The sequence below is a fragment of the Wolbachia endosymbiont of Laodelphax striatellus genome, assembly GCF_007115015.1.
GTDB lineage: Bacteria > Pseudomonadota > Alphaproteobacteria > Rickettsiales > Anaplasmataceae > Wolbachia.
Window position 1 is genome coordinate 728572 of the sequence record NZ_MUIX01000001.1, and the last position, 23869, is coordinate 752440.

Genomic DNA, 23869 nt, shown 5'->3' on the forward strand with positions numbered 1-23869 from the left:
GGCAAAATAAGATAGACGAGAAAAGACAACTATAGGAACAAATAGTCAGTGTGTGACAATGGCATCTAGTCCTTTTGCACAAAAAACGTTGTAAAGTAACTTAGTTGGATCCCAGTGTTAGCTACTTTCATGACAAGAAATAAAGCACTGATTTTGTACATTAACCATGCTTTTAAATAGATACCTTATTCTTGGCAACTTTAAACTCAACAACAGACACAAACAGACAATTTCTCAAAAACTTTTACAAGAGATTTTGTTAAATGCTCTATCATTTCATTTGTATGGTAAGGCGTAGGAGTAATACGGAAGCGCTCAGTCCCCTTTGAAACTGTTGGGTAATTTATATGTTGTACATATATTCCATACTCATCAAATAACAATTTTGATGCTTTTTTGGACAACTCAGGATCGCCAATTATGATTGGAATTATATGAGTTTCTGTTTGCATAAAATTCACTCCTGCATTTCTCAGTGAGTCTTTTACCTTTTCAACAGACTGCTTTTGCTTCTCTCTTTCAACATTGCTCGATTTTAAATGCTCAACGCTTGCCTTTGCTGCTGCTGCTAAAACGGGTGACATAGCAGTAGTAAAAATAAATCCTGGGGCTGAACTTCTTATTACATCCACCAAGCTCTTTGAAGATGCTATATATCCACCCATCACTCCAAAAGCCTTTGATAATGTACCCTGAATAACAGTTATTCTATCCATCAAACCTTCTCTTTCTGCAATTCCGCCACCGCGCGGTCCATACATGCCAACTGCGTGTACCTCATCCAAATAGGTAATTGCATTATACTGATCTGCTAGATCACATATCGCTTCAAGCGGTGCTACATCACCATCCATTGAGTATACAGATTCAAGTGCTATTATTTTCGGCGTTTTTATATCTATAGACTTTAGCAACTGCTCTAAGTGATCAACATCATTATGCCTAAATATGTGCTTCGGTCTTTTTCCTGATTTTATACCTTCTATCATTGAAGAATGGTTTTTCTCATCTGAAAAAATTACCACGCCCGGAATAACAGACGATAAAGTACTAAGTGTAGTTTGGTTGGCAAGATAGCCACAAGCAAAAGTTAAAGCAGCTTCTTTTTGATGCAAGTCAGCCAAAGACTTCTCGAGCTCAACAACTTCCTTTGTTGTACCTGATATATTTCTTGTTCCTCCAGCACCAACAGATGAATTTTGAATAGCAGCAATGACACTATCATTTTGTGACATTCCCAGATAATTATTACTGCACCAGACAATAACCTCTCTATTTCTTTCATAATCCATAATATAGGGAAGTTTGCCAGGTAATGATGCAAAATGTGTGAATTCACGATAGCGACCTTCTTCCTTTATATCTTTGATTTTACTTGAAAATATCTTTTCGTAGTCTACCAAGTTTTTATCTATTAACAATCAATATAATTATAATAAATTATTAAATGATAGACTACTATATTTATTCATTATCAGCCACAACAAGGTGTACTTTTTTGTGTATCATCAACCTTTTTAACCTCATTATCCTCAACTAAGCTTTTAGGCCTATAGCAGTACGTAATTGTAGCTGCAATAAGACAACAAGCTGCAACTGCTACTCCTATTGCTAACATCTCTAAGTAAACTGCAACAGCTACTCCTAAGGCAATACCAGTTATTGCAAGCGCAGAAGCAGCTACAACATACTTCTTTGTATTTTGTGGATTTTTTTTGAGGCCACTTTTGCTGCTTTGCTCATTAATTCTTGGCAATTCTGTTTTTGGCTGTCCATTTCCGTTAGTAACTTGTTCTACATGCTCAGTAGGTTGATTAACGTTAATATCATTATTAACATCTTCAATTTCAATCGAAAGAAATTCATCTTCATCATCACTTGTTAATTCTACTCTTAAAGTACAAGGAACAGAATTACTAGAAACAGTACCATTAGCTGTTGCTTCAGCTTCCACTGTGTCAATTACAGATATTCTTGTTTCATGACCTTCTTCACTAATTTTTTTAAATGGAGAATTACTATTAGAGTCTGAGGAAGTTCCGGCAGAGCAATCACTTTTATTACCTTCAAGGTTAGAAAAATCATCCTCCTCAGAACTCAGTGATGGTGAGCTTTCTTTAGACTCTACCAAAGGAGCTTCTTGGCTACTTGCAGTAGCTTCTACATCATTGCCTACTGATAATGCATCAATGTGCTCGAACTCGTTTTTAAGCAATGCTATTATTTGTGCAAGATCCTCTTTCTGATTACCCTCTCCCAAACTTGTCATCTTGTCATTTGCTTGACCTAAGAGCTTCTGTAAAGTGGATTTATATACACTATCATCTACTTTTCTTAATAAATACATCACATCAGCAAGATCAATGCTACTGACAGCACTAGATAATTTTTCTTCTATATTTTTAGGCATTTTACCCTCCTCACAATTATTACCTATAGCTTCTTCTATTGAAGCCTCTTCATTATTCATAATATTCTCTACTTTATCAACAACGTTTCTTTGCGGCTGTTGATTATCAATATTTTTGGATTCTGGATCTTTTTTAATATTTAAATGCAAAGGTGTTTTATCATCTAAACCTTCAAGAAATTTTGTGATTTTTGATTCACTAGAAGATTTTTCCCTGTTTTCTTCCCTTACCAAATATAAACTTTTCGTTCCTACCAGATCTAAAGCTGTTTTGCCATCTCTATCTTTAATGTTCCGATCAGCTCCCTTGTTTACAAGTAATTTTACTATTTCAAATTTATCATGGTAAGCAGCCCAATGTAAAGCTGTTCTGCCATGCCTCTCATCTTGAATATCAATTTCAGCGCCATTTCCAATAAGCAAGCCCATTAATTCTAAATTATTACGTGCCACAGCCCAATGCAAAGGTGCATGCCCTGAATTGTCTATACTATTAATATCAGCAATTTTATGATTAATAATAGTCTTTGCTACATCTATAAAATCTTGTTGTATAGCATAGTGCAAAAATTTTTCTGACATATCAGAAACTCTAGACCTGGCTTCAGTATCTTTAAATTTATCTAATACCGCTTTCACGCATTCTTGATTACGAATAGACAACGCCCTTCGAAGTTTTTCACATATGCTATTCCAAGGTAGAATAGTACTTCGATTTTTTTCCAAATCTTCTAATAAAAGCTTAGTATAGCGCTGTCCACCAACACCAATAAGTAGCCTATCGAGACCTTCATCTTGCGTAAATAATATACTTTTATGCGTTTTTGCATATCTTTCCACAAGCGTATCATTAGCTGCAATGGCTAGTAGTGAAAGCTCTTTTACTGAATAATTATAATAACCATTTGTTTCATCATAACTATTATTCAACAGCACATTGTGCATATGATCAGTCAAATTAAGCTGTTGAGAGCAAAAATCCTTCAAATTACCACAATTCAAATCAGTAATAAATCTATCGCTTTCCTCTATATTATTTATAGTTTTATCTAAATCTGCATAATCACCATAATTTTTTGCTTTATTTATAACATCTGTCAATTCATCAAAGGTTAAATTTTTAGGAATAATAGTAAATTCTTCCTCATTACGTCTTGGCTCTACACGAATTTGATCTTGAGGCCACAATAATTCCGTTGCTATTCCTGTACCAATTTCTGCAGCACCTATAAATACATTTACAATGTTACCCAAAATGCCTGGATCAGCCACTGCTCTAGTTGTTACTTCACTATTATCAGGTGAACTTTCAGTAATAGACAAATCTTCAGCAGAAAATGACTTAGGTCCTTCATTCATATTTTTCTCAAGAGTCTCTGTAATTCTATTATCCTCATCTTCGAAATGCCTATTTATTTCATCTAACAAACTTTTGCCATCAGCTTTGTAATTCTCTAATTGTTCAGGAATGATAAGTGTTACTTTACCATTTTCATACTCTACTTTACCATCCTGAGATTTAAGCGTAAACTCTAGCTTACTATCAGATTCATATTGTTCTAGTCGATCTGAATTTTTTATAACTATAGTATCACTATACTCAACATTGACAGATTCTGCACTATTACAATAAAGACTTATTATTTTTTTAGGGATTGTTGGTACTAGACTATGTTGACTAAATATAGGATGAATGTGGCTATACATTGCAAATTCATAACCAGCCTGATTGCAATTAGTAATTAATTCTTCTAGTATATTATCATTTGGAACTTCTGCTTCAGCATATTTAAACATTCCTGTGAAAACTTGTTTAGCAAATGTGCGATAATTTTCATTTAAAATTAAGTAGTTGTGCTGATAATATAACTCGCGCACATACTCTTTACTTATTGTTTGCCCATTAATTGCAAAATCCATTCTTTCTAGATCAAGTTGTGCTTGCTTGCCAGAATTTGCATTCCTATTATTCTCACTTGCCTTTACTTGACTTAGCAAAGATTGTGTTAGCTGAAATTCCAATTCAATTGCTCTGTTAGTATTTTGTCCTTCCTCAACCTCTGAACAATTGCCTGAATCTCCAGAATGACGATGCTCCTTAATTTCTTCTTGTTCTAAAATTTCGAATTCTTCTTCAGCACCTGAATCTCTGGAATGGCGACGCTCTTTTTCTTCTGCATGATTTGTTGTTGGCGGCATGAGCCCACCAAGTAAATTCCAACCACCCATGATTTACCCCCCTGACCATTAGCTAAGTTCATTATAGCATTAAACAGAAATTTTGCCAAGCAAATTATTGAGTCTTTTAGCAAACAGACTTACGTCTTCCATCTCTTCACCTTCCACTATACAAGCTTGATAGAACAATAAGTAAATCATATCTCCAAGTGTTGGATTTTCACCATTTTCAGCGTGAGATTCCATTATGTTTCTTATCAAAGGATGCTTAATGTTAATTTCAAGTACTTTTGGCGTGCGGTAATTTAGCTGCTTCTGTTCACGTAAAAAACGCTCCATACGGAGATCCATAGTTCCTTCATCAACTGCTAGACACACAGGACTATCGGTTAATTTCTTAGAGATCTTTACACTTTTTACTAAGCTTCCAAGAACCTTGGTGAAGTATTCGAGTATAGAATCCGCGTTTTCTTCGCTTTTGTTTTCATCTGATTTATTTTCTTCATCTTTCTTACCTTCTTCTGAAGAGAATTTTTCTAAATCAACATCAGCGCGAGTTACAGATTTAAATTTTTGATCTTTATATTCATGAATCACGCTAGTCCAAAAATCATCAACTGGATCAACAAATAGAAGCACTTCCAATCCTTTGCTGACGAATCCTTCAAGTTGTGGACTGTTTTTTACTGAATCGAGACTATTTCCTGTGAGATAGTAGATATGTTCCTGTTCAGGCTTCATTCTGCTTATATAATCATCAATACTAACTAGCTTATCACCACTGGTGCTATGAAATCTGCAAATGGAAAGCAATGCTTCTCTTTCATCAGTTGGCATAGCTTCGCAAAGACCTTCTTTTAACACCGCACCAAAATTGCCCCAGAATTTTGTGTATTCCTCTAAATTATCTTTTGCTTTTTTGCCGAGCTCTGATACCACGCGTTTAGTTAGGGATTTCCTAATCTGCTCAACAACGCGATTATTCTGCAGTGTTTCTCTGCTGATATTGAGAGGCAAATCTGGTGAATCAACCACACCTTTCAAGAAACGCAGGTATTGTGGTATAATTTGTACATTATCTTCAGTAATAAATACTTTATTGACATATAACTTTACAGAGCAGCGTCTATCTGGATGAAACAAATCATAAGGCTTGATAGAAGGAACATAAAGCAAATTCGTATATTCTATTGCTCCTTCATTTTTATTATGTAGTATCATCCAAGGCTCACCGCCGACATGCGCAACACCGCGAAAAAAATCATTATGTTCTTCTTGAGTAACATCATTTTTTGGCTTAGTCCAAATTGCAGCTTTGCTGTTTAATTTTTCACTTTTTCCCTCTTCATTTACAAACTCAACGGGAAAATTTATGTGGTCAGAGTAAGTAGTAACAATGTTTTCAATACGGAATTTGTCTAAAAATTCGCTTTCTTCAGGACGCATGATGAGCGTAATTTTTGTGCCACGAGAGATTTGACCATCTAATTTGCTAATTGAATATTCCCCATCTCCTTTAGATTTCCATACCCAAGACTCTTCTTCTCCGGCTTTCCTTGACTCTACTATAACTTCTGAGGCAATCATGAAGCTTGAATAAAAACCAACACCAAACTTTCCAATCAGTTCTACAGCTTGGTTTGAATCTTTATTATTCTTAATTGCATCCAAGAATTTTTGCGTACCAGAACTTGCAATCGTGCCAAGATTATCTATTAAATCTTGCCTGTTCATGCCAATTCCATTGTCGGTTATATACAGCTCATTCTTATCTTTACTGGAGCTAATAGTAATCTTCAACTCATCACTTGAATCTAATAAATCAGCATTTAATTGTGATTCATAGCGCAATTTATCACATGCATCTGATGCATTTGATATTAACTCACGCAAGAAAATATCCTTATTAGTATAAAGTGAATGAATTACTATATTTAGTACTTTGCCTACTTCAGCGTCAAATTTTAAACTTTCAGTTTCTTTTATGTTGTGCATTTTGAGCTCCATTATTAGCCTGCTATTCTAGTAATTTAAGTATTGCACAGCGATCTTTCAAGGTCATATATGCTAAAATTTATGTGAGCCAATTTGTCATGCAAGCTGAAATGATAAGAAGAGGGTTCTGTTCTACAATTATCTTTATTCTTAGAACAAGAGATCTCTTATTTGCTTCAAAGATTTGTGAGTCTTTGATTCTTTTTCTTTAAAAGTAGTCTCAAGAGAAGTTTTAAGCTTTTCCCATTCTTCCTGAACGTTTAGAATCAAAGCGCTCTCAATCTCCTCCAGTGCTTTCTGAGGTGATGAATATAATTCCTCATACAAATTAGTGTTTACTGACTGTAGTATTACTAAAAATGTAAATAAATTCGGATCAATTTTCGCATAACATAGCTTTATTTTCTTTACGCAATATTGTATTGCCTGCAATGATAATGAGAAGCTTTTTGCGTAAAATATAAAGCTATCTATAATTAAGTTTTTTGATTTTTTCGGTAATTCAACATTTTGAAATAGCTTTCTTGTAAACTTCTCTATTGGCTGTTTTGGCAAATGCAGAGAGAGATCAGTAAAAGATTTTAGGCTAAAACTTGGTCCAAGTATTGTGCTGATTGCTCTTTGCACGTTACTTTTATCTTGACTAACAGAGATAATGAAAACCAGTCCCTCGACATCAAGCATGTACTTTATGGATTCTAAAAAATCGACAATGAATTTAGGGCGACATATATCAAGGTCATCCACCATTATATAGATGTTTTTGTCTTTTCTAATTTTATTAACCACATCTGCTAGTTGTATCTTAAAATCTCTAATATTCTCTTTTCTCCTTTGGAGAAGATTTAATTCACCCAAGACAAAACCTATGTCTTTCTTATCAGCCTCTTTTGCAGCATCGAGAAATACTGAAAGCATAGCAAGTGGAGATTTACTGATCAGCTTTCCTAATGTATTGAGAGAAAATAGTTCTTGGTTTATGTTTTTGAACTGCTGTATAACACTCCTTTTTACTTTGTATGATGCAAATAGATCCTCAAACAGAAAATGCAAAAAAGAAGGCAATGGCTGATCTAGCGCGCTAATATCCCATGCGCTGTAATAAGCTGCAATTTCATTTTGCTGCTCTAGATCCTTTACCCATTCTTTCAAAAAAAATGTCTTACCCCACTCATTATATCCTTCTAAGGATACGATCGAAAAAGACTGATCAATTGTCTTAATTATATTACTAAATCTACTTGCAACTTGTTTGTAACCCAAGCAATCATTCTCCCAAGTTATTACCTTAGGCAATTGCTCCTCTTCTTTTTTTTTTAATGTTATTAGCGATATAAGTTTTTTTAAGCACATGCCTTACTTTATATTTAACTCATACTCTTGTCTTGAAGTAAGTGCTATTCTCAGCGTTCCCTCATCTAGGTAGTCAATTTCTCCACCGATCGGTATGCCACAAGCAAGTCGTGATATCTTTACGTCCAAGTTTTTTAGCAATTCAATTATATATTGTGCAGTGACTTGGCCCTCTAATGTCGGATTAATTGCAACAATAACCTCTTCAATTTTAAATTCTGTAACTCTTTTATGAATACTCTCAAGATTGAGTTCTTTTGGACCTATACCATTTATTGCTGATAATCTGCCACCTAAAACATGATACATACCTGAGTATATATTTCCTTTTTCAAATGCCCATAGATCACCCAATTCTTCTACTACACACATTAACTTGGTGTCACGCTTTGGGTTAGTACAAATAGAACATGGTGATTTAGTATCTAGATTTCCACAAATCTTACACTCTATTATAAGATTCGCTAATTCTCTCATTAAAGATGCAAGTGGTAGCATGACTTTCTCTTTATTTTGGAGCAAATGTATAACTAACCTTCTTGATGACGATGGCCCTAAACTTGGCAATTTAGAAAAAGCATGAACTAAATTCCTTATATTAATGTTCATTCAGTAAATTCAAGATAGTTCAAAAATGATAACATCAAACCTTTCGTAAAGAAAGTAGTAAGTCTTTATATTGATTAGCTATAGAAAAATTTTTCCACTTTTCTCAGAAGTTGTCTTGAAAAAAGTAATGTAATCATAATCTACTGTAACCTAACTCTGGTTCAGGTATAACTGAAATTATCTCAGACATTTGAGTATTTGTTCTAGTATTTCTTTTTTGAAAATGACGCAATTTATTTTTCAACATATTTCTTCCTTCTACATAACTGTCTGATTCTTTCTTCAAACTAGAATTTTTTTCTTCATACTTGGAAAGTATTGTATCGATCAAATAATTAAAAAGTAATATTAGACCTGTAGCTTTGGAAAGCAATTCAAGAGAATAATATAATACACCTTCATTCACTTTTTCACTTATTATGTCATGAAAATTTCTATATATTCCAAAACAAGAGCCACAGGCTGCTAAGCATATACAAATAAATTGTGTTTTGCTTAGGACGCACTTAATTCGCGCTAATTTTTTATTATTATCTTCTAATTTTGTACGTAACTCACTAATTTTACTACTATAGTGCTTAATAAACAATTCTATTGCCTCTTGGTTATTAGTATAATTATATGCTTTGTAAGATTCCTTATCTATGAGTTCAGTATCTATATCCTCTGATTTTAGAAGCTCTTCGATTACTTCATTTTTGTTAAGAAGCACAGCTTCGTGTAGAGGTGTATACTCATTTTCAACATCTTTTCTTCTGTTAATATTTTCACGAGTTAAGTAGTTAAAAAGAACTGAAATGCATTTTGAATTATTGCTTTCAATAGCCAGAGTAATTACATCTTTTTTGTCCTTGTTCTTAGTATTAATAACTTTGAAAAGCGGCTTTTCATTCTCTTGCTTATGTTCAAAATATTTGCGCTTGTAAAACCCATTCGCACGGTATGGCTCCTTAAGAATATCCAAAAGCTCTTTTACAAAATCAGCATGATTTTTTTTAATAGCCACATGTAAAGGTGTGTCCTGACTTTTTTCATCTTGGAAGAATAAGGCATCATACAACAAACTATCTTCATATAGGGAGTAAATCTCTTGCTTAAAAGAGATATCTTCTTCTCCTTGACAGATATTTAGTAGCCGTGACCCTATACTTTCTGTAGCACTATAATCAATTGCAGGGCTACGTCGCATTTTAGGTTGATAAGGGGTTACGTCCATACTATCCCTACCTTTAAACAACCCAGTTATACCTCTAAATATTCCAGCTATACCTGATTCACTCCGAGCAGCACAAAGTGTTTCATCTGGAATGTTAATCTCAACATTTTCACTAGAAAAAAGTTCTAAAACATGCGAGCTGCTTCTTCTACTGGAAAAAGGCACATCGTTCTTTTTATCTTTAATCTCAGCACTCTTTGCATTCAAAGAATTTAGAGAGTTAGCTAAACAATCAAGATCTGTAGCATTTTTAGACTCAAGGTCTTCTGCTTGAAAATTTGCTGCAGCGTTTATTTTACCTTTCATATTTTTATAGGATTTGCCTCCCAGGCAAGGTAACTCATCTTTAAAATTTTTCAATCCTATTTAAGGGTTTTGAAAATAGTTTTTGATAAAAATACTTATGAAACTAACTTCTGTGTTAATTTTTTAGAAGATTTTATAGCTAAAAAATTACTTCCGCATATTTTAAATCTGATTACAATTACAGTTAGAGATATTTATTGAGCTCAAAAATCTATCTCCGTCTGCAGACTTTTTTATTAAACTCATTAAAAAATGTAGCGTATCCTCTTCAGAGCATATCTGTCGTATGTTCACTGCATTTTTTCTAATCTTTTTTATACAGGGGGATCTTATGTTCAGAATTACAGATACTTGACCTTTAATTTAGCTAATAAAAACCAACTGGTACCTGCGGTTTTATAGCTACGTTTTCTCAAACAGATTTCAAATAGATAGTTAAAAGAAACTCACAGTTATCCTAGTACTGCTTTATTATCTACAGTCTTTTCATGCTCGACAGAAGAGAGTTGAGGGTTAACAGCTTTTTCTATCGATTTAGCCTGTTTATAGTCTTGACCTAGGAAATATATAGACAGTCCAACTGCTATTCCAGCAACAAGAGCAGATACTGCGAGTGCGCATAATATAATAGTCATTGAAGGGACTAAAGCACTACCAACACCGAGTCCAATGCCAAGAAAAACGCCAGGTATAATGCCAATCAAACTACTACATCTAGCACTTTCTTTTTTCAATTGAGCTTGGTCTTTCATACATTCGATGAGTACTTTTTTTGTATCTCCATGAGCTAAATCTAATGGAATTTTGTCTTCTTCATTCTTTAACAAAGGATTCGCACCATATTTTAAAAGGGCTTCTATTGCCTCAGTGTTATTACTTATAACAGCTTGGTGTAATAATGTATTTTTACTACTTTGATCTTGAAAATTTATCAATTTGTAGAAATACTGAGGAGTAATAAACCTATTCACAGTTTCATCTAAAATCTTCATCACGTCTTGAAATGATAATTTCTCTTTTTTCTCAGATATTGCACTATTGTATTCAATGCAGTGGTGCAAAATAAGATACACCATCTTTTTTCTTATATCTACAGCATCCTTTATAGATAAAGCTGATTTAAATAACTCTTTGTTAATTAATATTTCGTTATTCTCACCAAGAAACCCCTTCAATTCTCTAGTTTTGTCTTCATACCCTATCCCTTTCTTACAGACGATTTCAAGTAAAGTAGTCATATTATTTACCCATTCTAATTATATCAATAATACAATAAATTCTAATAAAAGTCAAATTTTTAATTAAAAAATTAATAGAACTTATTAGCAATCCCTACAAATGTCAAATAAATTCCGACCGCATCAAAAGAAACTCACAGGGTCAACATCTATTGTTACTTCAATATTTGAACTCAAGTTACAGCAATGTTTCAGCTTTTTCTTTACAGACAGACTGTATTTATTGTGTATTTTGAGTAACACTCTATACCGATATTTATTATTTAAGAAATTTATTGCTGCTGGTGATGGGCCAAAAATTTCAAATTCTTTCAATGTCAAGTGCTGAGAGGTAGTTGAAAATTGATTATGCAAAAAGTTTGTTATCTCATTTGCTGCTTTTTGTGTTGCAAATTGATCCTTACCGCAAACTATAAGCGCTATTAATCTACTAAATGGGGGCATTTTAGCTTTGCTTCTTGACTCAAGTTCAATTTCATAAAACAAATCCCTTTTTTGCTGCTGCAATGCTTTTATTATCAAACTTTCAGGATTATTAGTTTGCACTATTACCATTCCTTTTTCATTAAACCTTCCCGACCTTCCTGCAACTTGATGCAATAATTGATATGTCTTTTCTGCTGCCCTAAGATCAGAATTTTCAAGTCCTAAATCTGCATTGATCACTCCAACCAAAGTTAACTTAGGGAAATTATGCCCTTTAGCAATCACTTGTGTACCGATTATAATATTCACTTCTTCTTTGAGCACTGAGTCAATGACGCTACCAAGCGATTTCTGATCGCTGCTGATAATTGCAGTTTTTGCATTTGGTAATAGTTTTACTATCTCTTCAAGTAACCTCTCAATTCCTATACCACAAAGGGATAATGACTGCTCACTTTGACAATTCGAGCATTTTTCTGGAAGTTTTGATTGGTAAGAACAATGGTGACACAAAAGGACGTTCTTTTTCTTGTGGTACGTAAGCCATACAGTGCAATTTGAGCAGGAAATTTTATATCCACATTTTTTACAAACTGCAAGTTGCGCATACCCCCTGCGGTTTAGAAAGAGCATAACTTGCTGTTTTTTCTCTATGGTTTGTTTTATCCCTTCGAAAAGCTCATTTGAAATCCATTGTTTATTATTCACTACTTTTATGTGCGGCAACTCTGCACCACCGAATCGTTCGGTTAGCTTTACATGGTTGTAATTCCCTTTTTTAACATGATAAATTGTTTCAAGCAGCGGAGTAGCGGATGATAAAATAATCGGAATATTTTCGAGTTTGGCTAAGATAATTGCCATATCTCGAGCATTATATATAATTCCTTGTTCCTGTTTAAAGGATGAGTCATGCTCTTCATCGACGATGATTAATTTTAGGTTTTTATAAGGTAAAAAAAGTGCTGACCGTGCCCCAATAATTATCTGCGCACTTCCATTTGCGATACTGAGCCAATTATTTCGGCGAGCTTTAGGAGTAAGTCCTGAATGCCACTCAGCTATATTTCCAGATGTCTGACTGCGAACGCGATTTACCAATTGTGAAGTTAGGACAATTTCAGGCAAGAGGATTAGCACTTGTGCATTACCCTCTTCTGGTGTCATTCCAGTGTGTAACCTTTTGGTGTTTAAACATTTGCAGGTAGTTTTAGTAGTAGATGATGTCATTCCAGTGCTTGACACTGGAATCCAGTCTTTATCGTACAACTGCTTAGTGTACTGATTTGAAATTAAGTTCCAGTGTCGGGGCACTGGCTTTTTGGTAAAAATTACTCTTATATTGTAACATTCGTCTAGTTGTGTATTGAACGCTGGAATGACATAACGTTTATTTTTGAAAGTAAATTGCATAGCAAATGGTGTCATTCCAGTACATGGCAAAAGCAGTATGCTAAATGTTACAGAGGGTTTTGCCTTAAATGCAAAGGTGTCATTCCAGTGCTTGACACTGGAATCCAGGAATTTTGATTCTAAGTTGGGTATTGGTCTTAAATTAAAATAAACATTTGTGATGAGATTATATGAAAAACTGGATCCCAGACTGGGATGACACCTTACTCGTAGACCCAAATCACAATGTTCGTAAATACTATGATTCTTAATCAACTGTGAAATTACAGAGAGATAAACTTCCGTTTTTCCAGACCCGGTTTCACCGTCAAGTAAAGTTACTGAATACTCATTCAAATTACTTATTATCTTATCGCGAGCTGCTTGCTGCTCAGGGCTTAATTGGTAATCTATTTCACTTATTTCTTGCTTTTGCTTAGTGCAAACTAACTTATCTATTTGATTTACCTTTAATACTCCTCCCATTATCACTTTGGCAAGCATACCAATAGGTATTACATTATATTGAGCAACCCATTCTGCAAATTCGATCAGTTTTGGTCTGATGCTCGGCAAATCGACCTTTTGTTCAATAAATTTTAATTCTCGATCGCTTTTGCTACTTTTTCTCCAAACTATTCCAATCAAGCGTTTTCTACCAAACGGTACTACTACGTAATCTCCAATTGAAATTTCAGTGTTTTCTTCAACTATATAGGAAAATAGCTGATCAATTGGAAGTGGTAGTAATACATCAACTGCTTTCCTCATAGTAGCCTAAACTATTTTTGTAATTTTCAAATGAATCAGAAAAATCAGATACACAAAAAGACCTTAATGCTTTTTTCATAGTACACAATTTATAATCATAAATATTGGAAATGTGAGGAAATTCTGTATGTTTAGCGATAAAATAGTCCTAGACTTTGAAATAGAAAAAGGTGACCGAATAGATCGGTGTTACTTCTCTACACGCATCAAACTTACAGATAAGAGCAAGAGTTTTCTATGTGAAAAGCTCGGTAAACTTAACAATTTAGATGATTACTTTAATCTTAATCCTGAGAATTTTTATATTTATTACAACAAATATAGTGGGCACTATGGTATAAATGAGCTATATGTCAGAGATGATAATGGTAGATATTTAGCTACTAAACTTCCACTTGATCAGAGCGGATTTTCAATAGAGTTATCACCTGGTGAGACAAATTATGGTTTTTATCCTCTTTATGCGATCTATAACCCCAATCAATATGACAAAAAGCAGGAAAAGAGCTTTGAAGATAATGGTGAATTGCAGCCACTTGTGTCAAGTGTATTGGATTACTTTCTAAATGGCTTAACCGTTCAAGATATGTTTTTGCAAATACAAAATGAGCTTGTTGAAAAAGAAACAAAATTAGAAGAAGACAGAAGAAAAGCAGAGGAAGAATTAAATAAAAAGAATGAAAAGTTAAGGGAACTCATAGAAAATGATGAGATTAAAGTACTTAAAGTAATAAAAGGCCATAGTATTGGGAATGGACGTTCAGCGGCAATTTTGCAGCTTGATGGTGATCTTGATGCAAGTAAGTACTACATAGCAGAGTATGAAGGCAATGAATACTTACATTGCACGAGCTCTGGTTATGACATACTGCTTGACCAGAGCGATTTATTTTTTGTTCTGAATAGCAGCTCTTATCTTGAACTTGCAAGCGGTTTTTACTCAATACCTGCTGCTGGCAACTATGCTAAATATCTCGATACTAAGAATCTGCTTTTTCGCGATGATCAACTATCTAAGCAGTTGTGTAAAAACAAGGTAAAGGCTGAATCTACAGTTAACGCATTTTTCTCAAGACTTATTTATAGTGAAAATTTTTAAGAGGTGAATATGAAATTTAAAACAAATTCTGAATATGATAAATCACAAACTTTGATTAAAAAATTATTTCCAAATAAAGAAAGTATAGTAATAAACGATCAGCTTACAATAGAAGTAAAATATGGGGGATTAGCTAGTTATACCCCTGAGTATATAAAACAAACTGTAAAAGATGCTTACGGAGCCTGGTCTGATAATTTCTATTCACAAAAAAGCGTTCATTCTGGTCCAGTAAAATTGCAGCTTTATGTGCTGAAAAATTACGATGATTACAAAGCTCACATCAAGGAACTTTCAGGTGGTAAGGACCATAGAGAATTATGGGGTGGTGGAACAGTAAGAGCACACGAAGCTGACGGCACGATAGCAAAGACTTTTATTGTTGGAGATGTAAATGGTTTACTTTGCGCAAAATCTAAAATTTTAATGGAGAAAATGAGCGATGCATTTCTTGAGTACTCTACCGGTAATATGGATACAGTACCTGAAGTTTTACGTACCGGTATGAAGCTTTTCATGTGGAGCTATGATGCAGCTAAAAAAGAAAGCACTCGCGATATGCATTATACAAAAGAAGCATACAATAAAATGCATGAATCTGGGCATGATACACCATATAAAATAGCAAGTATGTCTAACGACTATAGAATATCAGATTGCTTAGTGACATTCCTACAAGAAAAACATCCTCAATTCATAAAGCAATTGCTTACTGAAATGTCCTTCGATAGAGTACAAGCGATATCAAAATTCAAACATCTTTTGAATAACTCAGAAGTTGAAAAAGAATTTAAGCAGTGGATGGATGTAAAAAGTGGCAATAAAATTGTAGCAGATCTTGTGCCAGATAGTGAAGTTATGACTTTCGGCGAACACAAGCTTCAAATAAACATAAAACATGATGATGATGAATTAACTCAGAGCAAATTGAGTAGTGTAAAAAATGCCATCGAGAGTACTATAAAAGATTTTGATTCAGCATTTGGCATTAATAATTCTCAGCCTTGGCACAACATACCAAATAAAGTTAATGTTTTCGTATTTAATACAAAGAGTGACTACGAAAATTATCTTAAGGAGTTGAACGTTAACTATAAAGGTGCTTCTGGCTTAACAGTTCAAGGGCGTGGCTCAGAAGTTCATGTTTATTTTTATCTACAAGACCAATTTGATGACTCGTGTAAAACTTTAAAACACGAATTGGGGCACGCCTTAACTATCATTAATTCCTATTATGGTACAGGTGAAGTTTTGTCTAAGGCTATGCATGAAGGAATTGCTAACTATATGGCAAGTTTGGAAGATGGTCAGCATGTCAATGACCATGGAGATAAAGAGGCCTTGATTGCAATAAGAAATAAAGATCTCAAACCAGATGAGATACTGCGCAATAATATTATAAGCAATAAAGGTGAACATTATCACTCAGATGCTGAACAAGTGATCAAATTTCTTGAAGATAAATACCCAGATATGATTGATAATTTGCTCAAGAGCCTTTCTAAATCTGGTACGAATGGGTCTAAAGGTAATAAATTATTTGAAGATTTTTTGGCTGAGCTAAAAGGTTATACTCAGGAGTTTAAACAGTGGGTCAAGGCTGAGCTGAATGGTGAACAACATATGGAATATAATGTTGTTAAATCTAACAGTGTTGAAAATTCAACAAGCCAACAAAGTGCTGGCAAGGGTCTGTATGGTTATAGTCCAGTAAATCATGTAGGTAATGCTAAAACTAAGGCAGAAAGTATCAGTAGAGAAGATTCTATGCAACCTGCTAAAAAAGCGAGTGAAGACGAACAAGGAAAAGCTGTTACAACAAAAGTTATGAAGTATAATAAACAGCCTTTCTTAAAGGTGAATATTGATGACAATAATGTAGAAAACACTATAGAAAAAGTAAACGAGATAAATAAGGTGACTAGTTTACATTTTGCTGCTTCATTGGGAGATTTAAGCAAAGTAGCAACGCTACTAAAACACAATTCATATATTGATACAAGAGACCATAATGGACAAACGCCACTACATTATGCCATTCAGTCAGGAAATACGGAAGTAGCAAAATATCTTATTGATCATGGAGCAAATCTTAATGTTCATGACAATTATTATCAGAAAACTAATACTAAATATGTGTATTATAAGACACCTTTACACTATGCTATTGAGTCTGGAAATATAGAGATAGCTAAATACTTAATAGATCGTGGTGCAAATACTAATATTCAAGATGCTTATTCCAAAACGCCATTATACAGTGCTATTTATTCAGGTAATACAGAAATAGTGAAGTATCTATTAGATCATAACGCAGATCCTAATAGTAAAAGTTATTATACTTTTCCGTTACTTGCTGCTATTAAGCTAGGGAATGCGGAAATAGTTAAGAGTTTAATTGAGTATGGCGCAGATCTTGGTATCAAAAACACGTCAGCTCAAACACTGCTGCACTATGCAATTGAGCTAAAACATACGGAAATTGCTAAATACTTAATAGATCGTGGTATAGATGTTGATACCCGTGATATTAGCTCTGGTAAATCTCCACTACATTTTGCCATGTACATGAAAAATATGGAAGTAGTTAAATATCTCATAGAGCATAATGCGGATATTGATATTCAGGATAGCTACGGCTTAACACCTTTGCATCTTGCTGTTGATCTTGGGAATAAGAAGATGATAGAGCAGTTAGTTGAAAAAGGTGCGAATATTAATGCTCAGGATAATGATGGTTGGACACCTTTAGTTCATGCAGTGAGGCATGGAAAGTTAGATACAATAGAATATCTAATAAAAAACAAAGCTGACGTTGACGTTGTAGGCAAAGATGGCAGGACACTTGTTGAACATGCTGAGTTATGGGCAGAAGAGAAAGGACTAGCAAGAGATGTAATAGATAGCAAAGGCGATAATGATTCTTATTATCGTGAGCTTTCAAAAGAAGCTGCAACTTGGGAAAAAGCTGGAAAGGATATGCTTAGCTATCTCAAAAAAATTACTATGCAAGAAGAAGAATCTAACGATATAGACCAAATGCCAACTGCGAGTGAAGAAAGGAGTAAAAGATCGATAAGAGGAGACGAAGAGAAGCAAGAGGAAACAATTGTTATAGATAATGTGAAACAACATCCTTTAAAAATCAAAGTGGGTGAGGCTATTGGAGATGGTAAATATAAGGCGGTGCTGCAAGCTCAAGGTCAAGACATAGATAATTTTTATCAAAACTTAAGTAGTCATTATACTGCTGGGAAATACAATTATAATCAAATGATAGCTCTGTATAATAAAGTTTATGTGCAAGATTCCAATCTTGATGGAAAGCCGATCACTCTTTCTGAAGCTTATGTTACAAATGATCATCTATTTATTAAAAATCAAGATTTTGGAATTTTGAATGATTTTAATGAGATGTTCTATAAAAGTGATGGGTTTATGTAACATAAAAAGTGGATGAGAATTAATTGATATAGGAAATTAGGGTTTTTGCATGATCTTCTATCATCCCAATCAGAAAGGTGTCATCCCAGTGCTCCGACACTGGGATCCAGTTTTTCATATAATCTCATCACAAACGTTTATTTTAATTTAAGACCAATACCCAATTTAGAATCAAAATTCCTGGATTCCAGTGTCAAGCACTGGAATCTACTATGCAATTTACTTTTTTATATAACAAATAATATTAATTTATTAATTTACAGGTGGCGTGGATTATATTATTATTAAGATATATAGTTAATATCTTAATAATCAATATGCCAAAATATATTAATCGCATTGCTCAATCTATTGTATTAAAAGTCTATACTGACAAGAAAAACGCTAAAATTAGAGTATTTTCTAAAACTAAAGATGGAGAAGTTGAAAAAACACTTTCAAAACAGCAAATTGTAGAATTTTTAAATCTATTAACTAATATAAGGAATCAAGGAAATAAAGAACTTGCTATCAGTAAAAATGTAGAACGTGGTATCGTTGAAGATATAGAAGGTATACGTAGAGAAAATGGTAGATATGTATATAAGGCGCCAGATTTATCAGCTGAAGAACAATACAATAAATTATTTGAAAGTGAGCAAGCCATTCAATTTCATTTGAATGATTTCATGTCAGATAGCATATCTGGAATTGAACAATTAAAAAGTAGATTTGAAGAAATTTTAGATTTTGATCCCGAAGAAGGGTTATGTCACCCATTGAATTACTTTATTACCTTTATAAGATTAGAGAATAGGCAAGATTTTGTTCAATTCCTCGAGTCTGGTAATATTATATCTGAACAAGATTTTATGGATTATATTGATGGAAGAAAAGAACAAACGATTGAGTTATTAATGATGCAGTTTTTATTGCAATTCTTGCCTATTATTGATGTTCAGAGCATTGAAAGACGAGAAGGAGATTCATTTTATGATGAGACGATATATGAACAAGCGTGTAATGATTTATCTTCAGCAGAGGTATGGGTCTATACTAATCAAGAACAAATCAAACGTGCTTTAAATGGTGTAGAGATAGGATGCTACTTAGAATTTAGTTTTTCTTGTTATGCTTGTAATGGAGCAGATGATGAAGATGATGAGAATATTGCTCATTCTATGTTGGTGTATAAAGCAGAGAATGATAAATACATATTTTTTGATCCTAGTAAAGGAGCGGTTGGCTTTTGTCCTAATACAGGAGTTGCTAATTTTACATTAGAGGAAGTTTCTAGGACAATAGAACTTGCTGTAAACCATTATTCGTATAATATGTATGTTGAAAATTCTCCAGATTATTGCGAAATTTTTATTACGCTTAGAAATGCAACACTAATGTTAAAGAAAGCCGAAAAGCTTTATGAAACAATGGAAAGAATAAATTCAAAAATAATTGATATATCAGTTGATAAAGGTATGAATAAATTGTTGCTCACACCTGCAAGTCTGTGAACGGACATAACTCGATCTTTTTGGTTATTTACAAAGTATAGACATCAACTCATCCCATTCTCTTTTACCAATACCACTTTCTTCTCTCGTAACATTTTCTCCTTTTATTAGCTTGCGAATTATTTCAAGACCAGTTTTTGAAATACAGGCTGATTTTAAGGAGTATTCAATGAAAGCATTATAGGCCAGCGGGACCCATTTCTTTACTATGTCCAACATAACTTCTGCATAGACTCTAATTTCATATTGGGCGTGCTTATCAGCTCTAAGCCTTAAAAAGTGAAGAAGGTTGTGTAAATCTATTTTCCAATAAAACTGAGTATAGTAATTAAGTGTTAGATTAGTTCGGGCAATTTCTCTTGCAAGGCCCTGCTCAATAAATTTCTCATAATGAGAATATACTAAATTAGAATCCTTTGTTAGAGAATCTATTATTTCTTTTGAAGTACTTGAGTCAAAAGCTTCACCGCTGCCTTGTTTATTATTATCAGATTGTTTTGCAACCTGTTCTGGTATATAAAATTCATTATCAAGTATCGAATACCTTCCGGAATATTCATTCACATTTGCAGTTCTATGTCTTATCCACTGTCTTGCAATAAAAATTGGAAGTTTCACGTGAAACTTAATTTCACACATTTCAAATGGAGTTGTATGATGATTTCTCATCAAATATTTTATAAGCGCTTCATCTTGATTTATCTGTTTCGTTCCTTTTCCATAAGAAACGCGAGCAGCTTGAACTATGGCGCTATCAGAGCCCATATAATCAATCACTCGAACAAATCCATGATCTAACACCTTATGTTCTTCGTATAGAACTTCATCTATTTCTTTTACTGTAGTTCGCTTAGTTGTCTCATTCATAATATATTCTCAAGATGAAACGAAAATATCAGCCCCGCATGAATTGAGTTTTTCGTGCATTGCTTCATAGCCTCTCCATAAATGATGTGAGTTATTTATTGTAGTTTCTCCTTTAGCTACCAAAGAAGCGAGAATTAAAGCTGCTGTTGACCTTAAGTCATTAGCATGCAGATTAGCTCCAGATAAGCTCTTTATTCCACTTATAGTAGCTTTACTTTTTTCGATGCTAATATTAGCACCTAATTTTCTTAACTCATTCGCATGTGCAAATCTACTTTCAAAAATGTTCTCTTCAATGATTGATATTCCATCTGCAATGCACATTGCAGACATTAGTTGTGGTTGCATATCACTGGGAAAGTTGGGATATGGATTTGTTGCAACGTGAGCAGATTTAATAGAGCCATTTTTTCTGGAAATAATAATACCATCGTCATGTAACTCAACTCTGGCTCCTATAGTCTTCAATTCATTTGCAATACATTCTACATCAGACAAACTTACTCCTTCTAACTTTAGCTCGCCGTCGGTAATGATAGCAGCCAAAGCATAAGTACCGGCCTCTATGCGATCTGGTATTATTTTATGCTCACACCCATTTAATGCTTCAACACCTTCTATTGTGATTTTTGTATTATTAACTTCAATATTGGCACCCATAATCTTCAGAAACTCTATTAAATCAAGAACTTCCGGCTCGATTGCAGCATTGTTTATTATTGTTACTCCCTCTGCAAGTGTTGCTGCCATTATTATATTTTCTGTTGCACCAACACTCACTTTTTCAAATGTTATTTCTTTGCCTTGCAATTTCCCCTTTGTTGTTGCAGTTATATTACAGCTATCAATTTCAATTTTAGCTCCCATTGCTTCAAGTGCCTTAATATGAATGTCAACAGGACGTTTTCCAATATTACATCCACCAGGAAATACTGTTGAAACTCTACCAAATCTGCTGAGCATTGGACCTAGCATTAAAAAAGATGCTCGCAGTCTGCTTGCAATTTCATGTGATATTAAATGGTTATTGATATTGCTACAGTCAATTTCCAAAGTATGATTTGCTTTATAGTCTTTATTGCATATAAAATTTACTTCTGCACCAAGACTCTTAAGCAGCTCAGACATCAAATGCACGTCAATTAAATCAGGTACGTTATGCAAAGTTATTGAAGAATTACTAAACAAGCTTGCCGCCATTATTGGCAAGACGGCATTCTTTGAACCATTAATCTTGATTTTTCCAATCAAGGGCTTATGGTTACTTCTTACTAATATTTTATGCATTTAATCAAGCGATAGAACTTATCAAGTAAGTATAATAGGTTAGCGGTAAAAGGCAAAATTTTGCTTTTTCTTCTTCTGTCATTCAAGTAGCTGACACTGGGATCCATTTCTTCATCATCAAAATGTTATATTTCAACATTACTTTTATGCTGACCAATTTAACTGGATTCCAGTTTCAGCTACTCGAATAACATTTTCGTAGTCGATTCAAAATAGCATAATTAACTACACCTTTCCAAAGATGAGAGACGCGTTGGTACCACCAAAACCAAATGAATTAGAAAGCGCATATTGAATTTTATGCTCTTGAGCTTTAAGTGGTACAAAATTTAAATCACACCCTTCTGAAGGTTTGTGTAGGTTTAAAGTTGGTGGAACAATTCCATTGTTTAATGCAAGGATACTAAATATTGCTTCAACACTTCCTGCGGCACCAAGTAAATGTCCTATAGAAGATTTAGTCGAGGAAACAGGTATTTTATAGGCATAGTCACCGAATAACTGCTTCATTGCTATTACTTCAACTTTATCCCCAAGTGTTGTTGAAGTACCATGTGCATTGATATACCCAATTTGACTTGGGCTTACTTGTGCACTCCTTAAAGCAATTTCCATTGCCTTCAGTGCGCCTCTTCCTTCTGGATGTGGTGCTGTGATGTGGTGCGCATCTCCTGTGAGTCCATATCCAGTGAGTTCTGCATATATTTTTGCTTCCCTTTTTTTTGCATGTTCATATTCTTCCAGAACTAATATACCTGCCCCTTCGCCCATGACAAATCCATCGCGTTCTTCGTCCCATGGCCTTGAGGCCTCTTCAGGCTTATCATTGAATTTAGTTGATAGCGCCTTCATCGATGCAAAACCTGCAATTCCAACTCTGCATAACGCACTTTCTGCTCCGCCTGCAATCATAATGTCAGCTTCACCGAGTTTTATAGCTCTTGCTGAATTTATAATCGCATGCGCACCTGTTGCACATGCAGTTACCGCTGAGTCATTTGGACCTATAAATTCGTATTTAATAGAAATATGACCAGATATCAAATTTATTAGACTTGCAGGAACAAAAAATGGGCTAACACGTCTAGGCCCCTTCTCCTGCATGGTAATTACATTTTCCTGAATTGACGGAAGACCACCTATACCAGAACCAATAGCTACACCTATTCGCTCTTTATTAATATTTTTATTTTCCAAAATTAGTGAATCTTCTACTGCCTGAATAGCTGCTGCAATGCCGTAGTGAATAAAACGATCTATTCTTTTTAGGTCTTTCTCAGGAATATAATCTAGCGGATTGAAGTAATTCTCAATATCGTCAGATTGCGTTGGAACTTGCCCTGCAACCCTGCAAGTAAGGTCAGGAGAATCAAATCTGTCTGTACTGATTGCCTTTATGCCAGATTTTCCTTCTATCAGCTTTGACCAGGTGTTATCAACATCTGCTGCTAATGGAGTAATTAAGCCAATACCGGTAACTACTACTCTTCTGCTCATTCAACATCAATTGTTTGCTTTGTTTACTACATATTCAACTATCTGTTCCATAGTTTCCATTTTTTGCGCATCTTCATCAGGAATCTCTATACCAAATTCTTCTTCAGCTGCCATGATTATTTCAACTGCATCTAAACTATCTGTGCCATGATCTGAAAGCTTTGAAGAGTTACCAAATTTCTCTACATCCTTACTGATGTGCTCTAGTATAATCTTCTTTACTTTTTCTTCTATATCTTCCCTAGTGCTTTTTGCTAATTCGCTCATTTCTTACTAAAAAATAACTTA

At 34.1% G+C, this 23869-nt stretch carries 15 protein-coding genes; 3 read left to right on the forward strand and 12 right to left on the reverse strand.

Translation table 11 applies throughout. The annotated features are described in order from the left end of the window. Positions 1–206: 206 nt before the first annotated feature. The 8 genes from hemA to priA all read right to left on the reverse strand — a co-directional run bounded on the left by hemA (position 207) and on the right by priA (position 13894). Positions 207–1403: a 5-aminolevulinate synthase gene (gene hemA / locus BVG17_RS03360; RefSeq protein WP_172793453.1), complete on the reverse strand. Its 1197-nt coding sequence runs from the start codon at positions 1401–1403 to the stop codon at positions 207–209. A gap of 71 nt (positions 1404–1474) precedes the next feature. Then, the gene (locus BVG17_RS03365; protein WP_063630801.1) at positions 1475–4639 is read right to left on the reverse strand and encodes an ankyrin repeat domain-containing protein; all 3165 of its coding nucleotides are present in this window, start codon (positions 4637–4639) and stop codon (positions 1475–1477) included. Between the two features lie 39 nt (positions 4640–4678). After that, the gene (htpG, locus tag BVG17_RS03370; protein ID WP_063630809.1) at positions 4679–6583 is read right to left on the reverse strand and encodes a molecular chaperone HtpG; all 1905 of its coding nucleotides are present in this window, start codon (positions 6581–6583) and stop codon (positions 4679–4681) included. 150 nt (positions 6584–6733) lie between these two features. Continuing rightward, positions 6734–7936 carry a KAP family P-loop NTPase fold protein gene (locus BVG17_RS03375; RefSeq protein WP_063630800.1) on the reverse strand — a complete coding sequence of 401 codons (1203 nt, stop codon included), beginning with the start codon at positions 7934–7936 and terminating at the stop codon, positions 6734–6736. A 3-nt stretch (positions 7937–7939) separates the two neighbouring features. Then, entirely contained in the window at positions 7940–8539 is a 600-nt protein-coding gene (recR, locus tag BVG17_RS03380) for a recombination mediator RecR (protein WP_458694885.1), read from the reverse strand. A 139-nt stretch (positions 8540–8678) separates the two neighbouring features. After that, the gene (locus BVG17_RS03385; RefSeq protein WP_063630798.1) at positions 8679–10067 is read right to left on the reverse strand and encodes an ankyrin repeat domain-containing protein; all 1389 of its coding nucleotides are present in this window, start codon (positions 10065–10067) and stop codon (positions 8679–8681) included. Between the two features lie 452 nt (positions 10068–10519). Continuing rightward, positions 10520–11305 carry an ankyrin repeat domain-containing protein gene (locus BVG17_RS03390; RefSeq protein WP_063630797.1) on the reverse strand — a complete coding sequence of 262 codons (786 nt, stop codon included), beginning with the start codon at positions 11303–11305 and terminating at the stop codon, positions 10520–10522. Between the two features lie 123 nt (positions 11306–11428). Continuing rightward, positions 11429–13894 carry a replication restart helicase PriA gene (gene priA / locus BVG17_RS03395; protein ID WP_063630796.1) on the reverse strand — a complete coding sequence of 822 codons (2466 nt, stop codon included), beginning with the start codon at positions 13892–13894 and terminating at the stop codon, positions 11429–11431. A gap of 127 nt (positions 13895–14021) precedes the next feature. Between priA and BVG17_RS03400 the strand changes: the two genes are divergently transcribed. The 3 genes from BVG17_RS03400 (at position 14022) to BVG17_RS03415 (ending at position 19930) form a co-directional block, all read left to right on the forward strand. Next, positions 14022–14993, forward strand: coding sequence for a hypothetical protein (locus tag BVG17_RS03400; RefSeq protein ID WP_063630795.1), 972 nt, complete (start codon positions 14022–14024; stop codon positions 14991–14993). Between the two features lie 9 nt (positions 14994–15002). Continuing rightward, positions 15003–18437 (forward strand): ankyrin repeat domain-containing protein, encoded by a 3435-nt coding sequence (locus tag BVG17_RS03405; protein WP_063630794.1) that lies wholly within the window; start codon positions 15003–15005, stop codon positions 18435–18437. A gap of 317 nt (positions 18438–18754) precedes the next feature. Then, a complete protein-coding gene (locus BVG17_RS03415) occupies positions 18755–19930 on the forward strand; it encodes a hypothetical protein (protein WP_063630793.1) in 1176 nt (391 codons plus the stop codon). 24 nt (positions 19931–19954) lie between these two features. Here BVG17_RS03415 and thyX read toward each other — a convergent pair whose 3' ends face one another. From thyX to acpP, 4 genes are all read right to left on the reverse strand, one after another. Continuing rightward, a complete protein-coding gene (thyX, locus tag BVG17_RS03420) occupies positions 19955–20797 on the reverse strand; it encodes an FAD-dependent thymidylate synthase (protein WP_063630792.1) in 843 nt (280 codons plus the stop codon). A gap of 9 nt (positions 20798–20806) precedes the next feature. Continuing rightward, positions 20807–22084 carry a UDP-N-acetylglucosamine 1-carboxyvinyltransferase gene (gene murA, locus BVG17_RS03425; protein ID WP_063630791.1) on the reverse strand — a complete coding sequence of 426 codons (1278 nt, stop codon included), beginning with the start codon at positions 22082–22084 and terminating at the stop codon, positions 20807–20809. Positions 22085–22309: 225 nt separating this feature from the next. Then, entirely contained in the window at positions 22310–23581 is a 1272-nt protein-coding gene (gene fabF, locus BVG17_RS03430) for a beta-ketoacyl-ACP synthase II (protein ID WP_063630790.1), read from the reverse strand. Between the two features lie 6 nt (positions 23582–23587). Next, the gene (gene acpP / locus BVG17_RS03435) at positions 23588–23848 is read right to left on the reverse strand and encodes an acyl carrier protein (RefSeq protein WP_017532238.1); all 261 of its coding nucleotides are present in this window, start codon (positions 23846–23848) and stop codon (positions 23588–23590) included. Positions 23849–23869: the final 21 nt, after the last annotated feature.

Coding starts and splice junctions, on each gene's coding strand:
- BVG17_RS03365 (WP_063630801.1), bottom strand. CDS start 4,639: ATGGGTGGTTGGAATTTACTTGGTGGGCTCATGCCGCCAACAACAAAT.
- htpG (WP_063630809.1), bottom strand. CDS start 6,583: ATGCACAACATAAAAGAAACTGAAAGTTTAAAATTTGACGCTGAAGTA.
- BVG17_RS03375 (WP_063630800.1), bottom strand. CDS start 7,936: ATGTGCTTAAAAAAACTTATATCGCTAATAACATTAAAAAAAAAAGAA.
- BVG17_RS03385 (WP_063630798.1), bottom strand. CDS start 10,067: ATGAAAGGTAAAATAAACGCTGCAGCAAATTTTCAAGCAGAAGACCTT.
- BVG17_RS03390 (WP_063630797.1), bottom strand. CDS start 11,305: ATGACTACTTTACTTGAAATCGTCTGTAAGAAAGGGATAGGGTATGAA.
- priA (WP_063630796.1), bottom strand. CDS start 13,894: ATGAGGAAAGCAGTTGATGTATTACTACCACTTCCAATTGATCAGCTA.
- BVG17_RS03400 (WP_063630795.1), top strand. CDS start 14,022: ATGTTTAGCGATAAAATAGTCCTAGACTTTGAAATAGAAAAAGGTGAC.
- BVG17_RS03405 (WP_063630794.1), top strand. CDS start 15,003: ATGAAATTTAAAACAAATTCTGAATATGATAAATCACAAACTTTGATT.
- BVG17_RS03415 (WP_063630793.1), top strand. CDS start 18,755: ATGCCAAAATATATTAATCGCATTGCTCAATCTATTGTATTAAAAGTC.
- thyX (WP_063630792.1), bottom strand. CDS start 20,797: ATGAATGAGACAACTAAGCGAACTACAGTAAAAGAAATAGATGAAGTT.
- murA (WP_063630791.1), bottom strand. CDS start 22,084: ATGCATAAAATATTAGTAAGAAGTAACCATAAGCCCTTGATTGGAAAA.
- fabF (WP_063630790.1), bottom strand. CDS start 23,581: ATGAGCAGAAGAGTAGTAGTTACCGGTATTGGCTTAATTACTCCATTA.
- acpP (WP_017532238.1), bottom strand. CDS start 23,848: ATGAGCGAATTAGCAAAAAGCACTAGGGAAGATATAGAAGAAAAAGTA.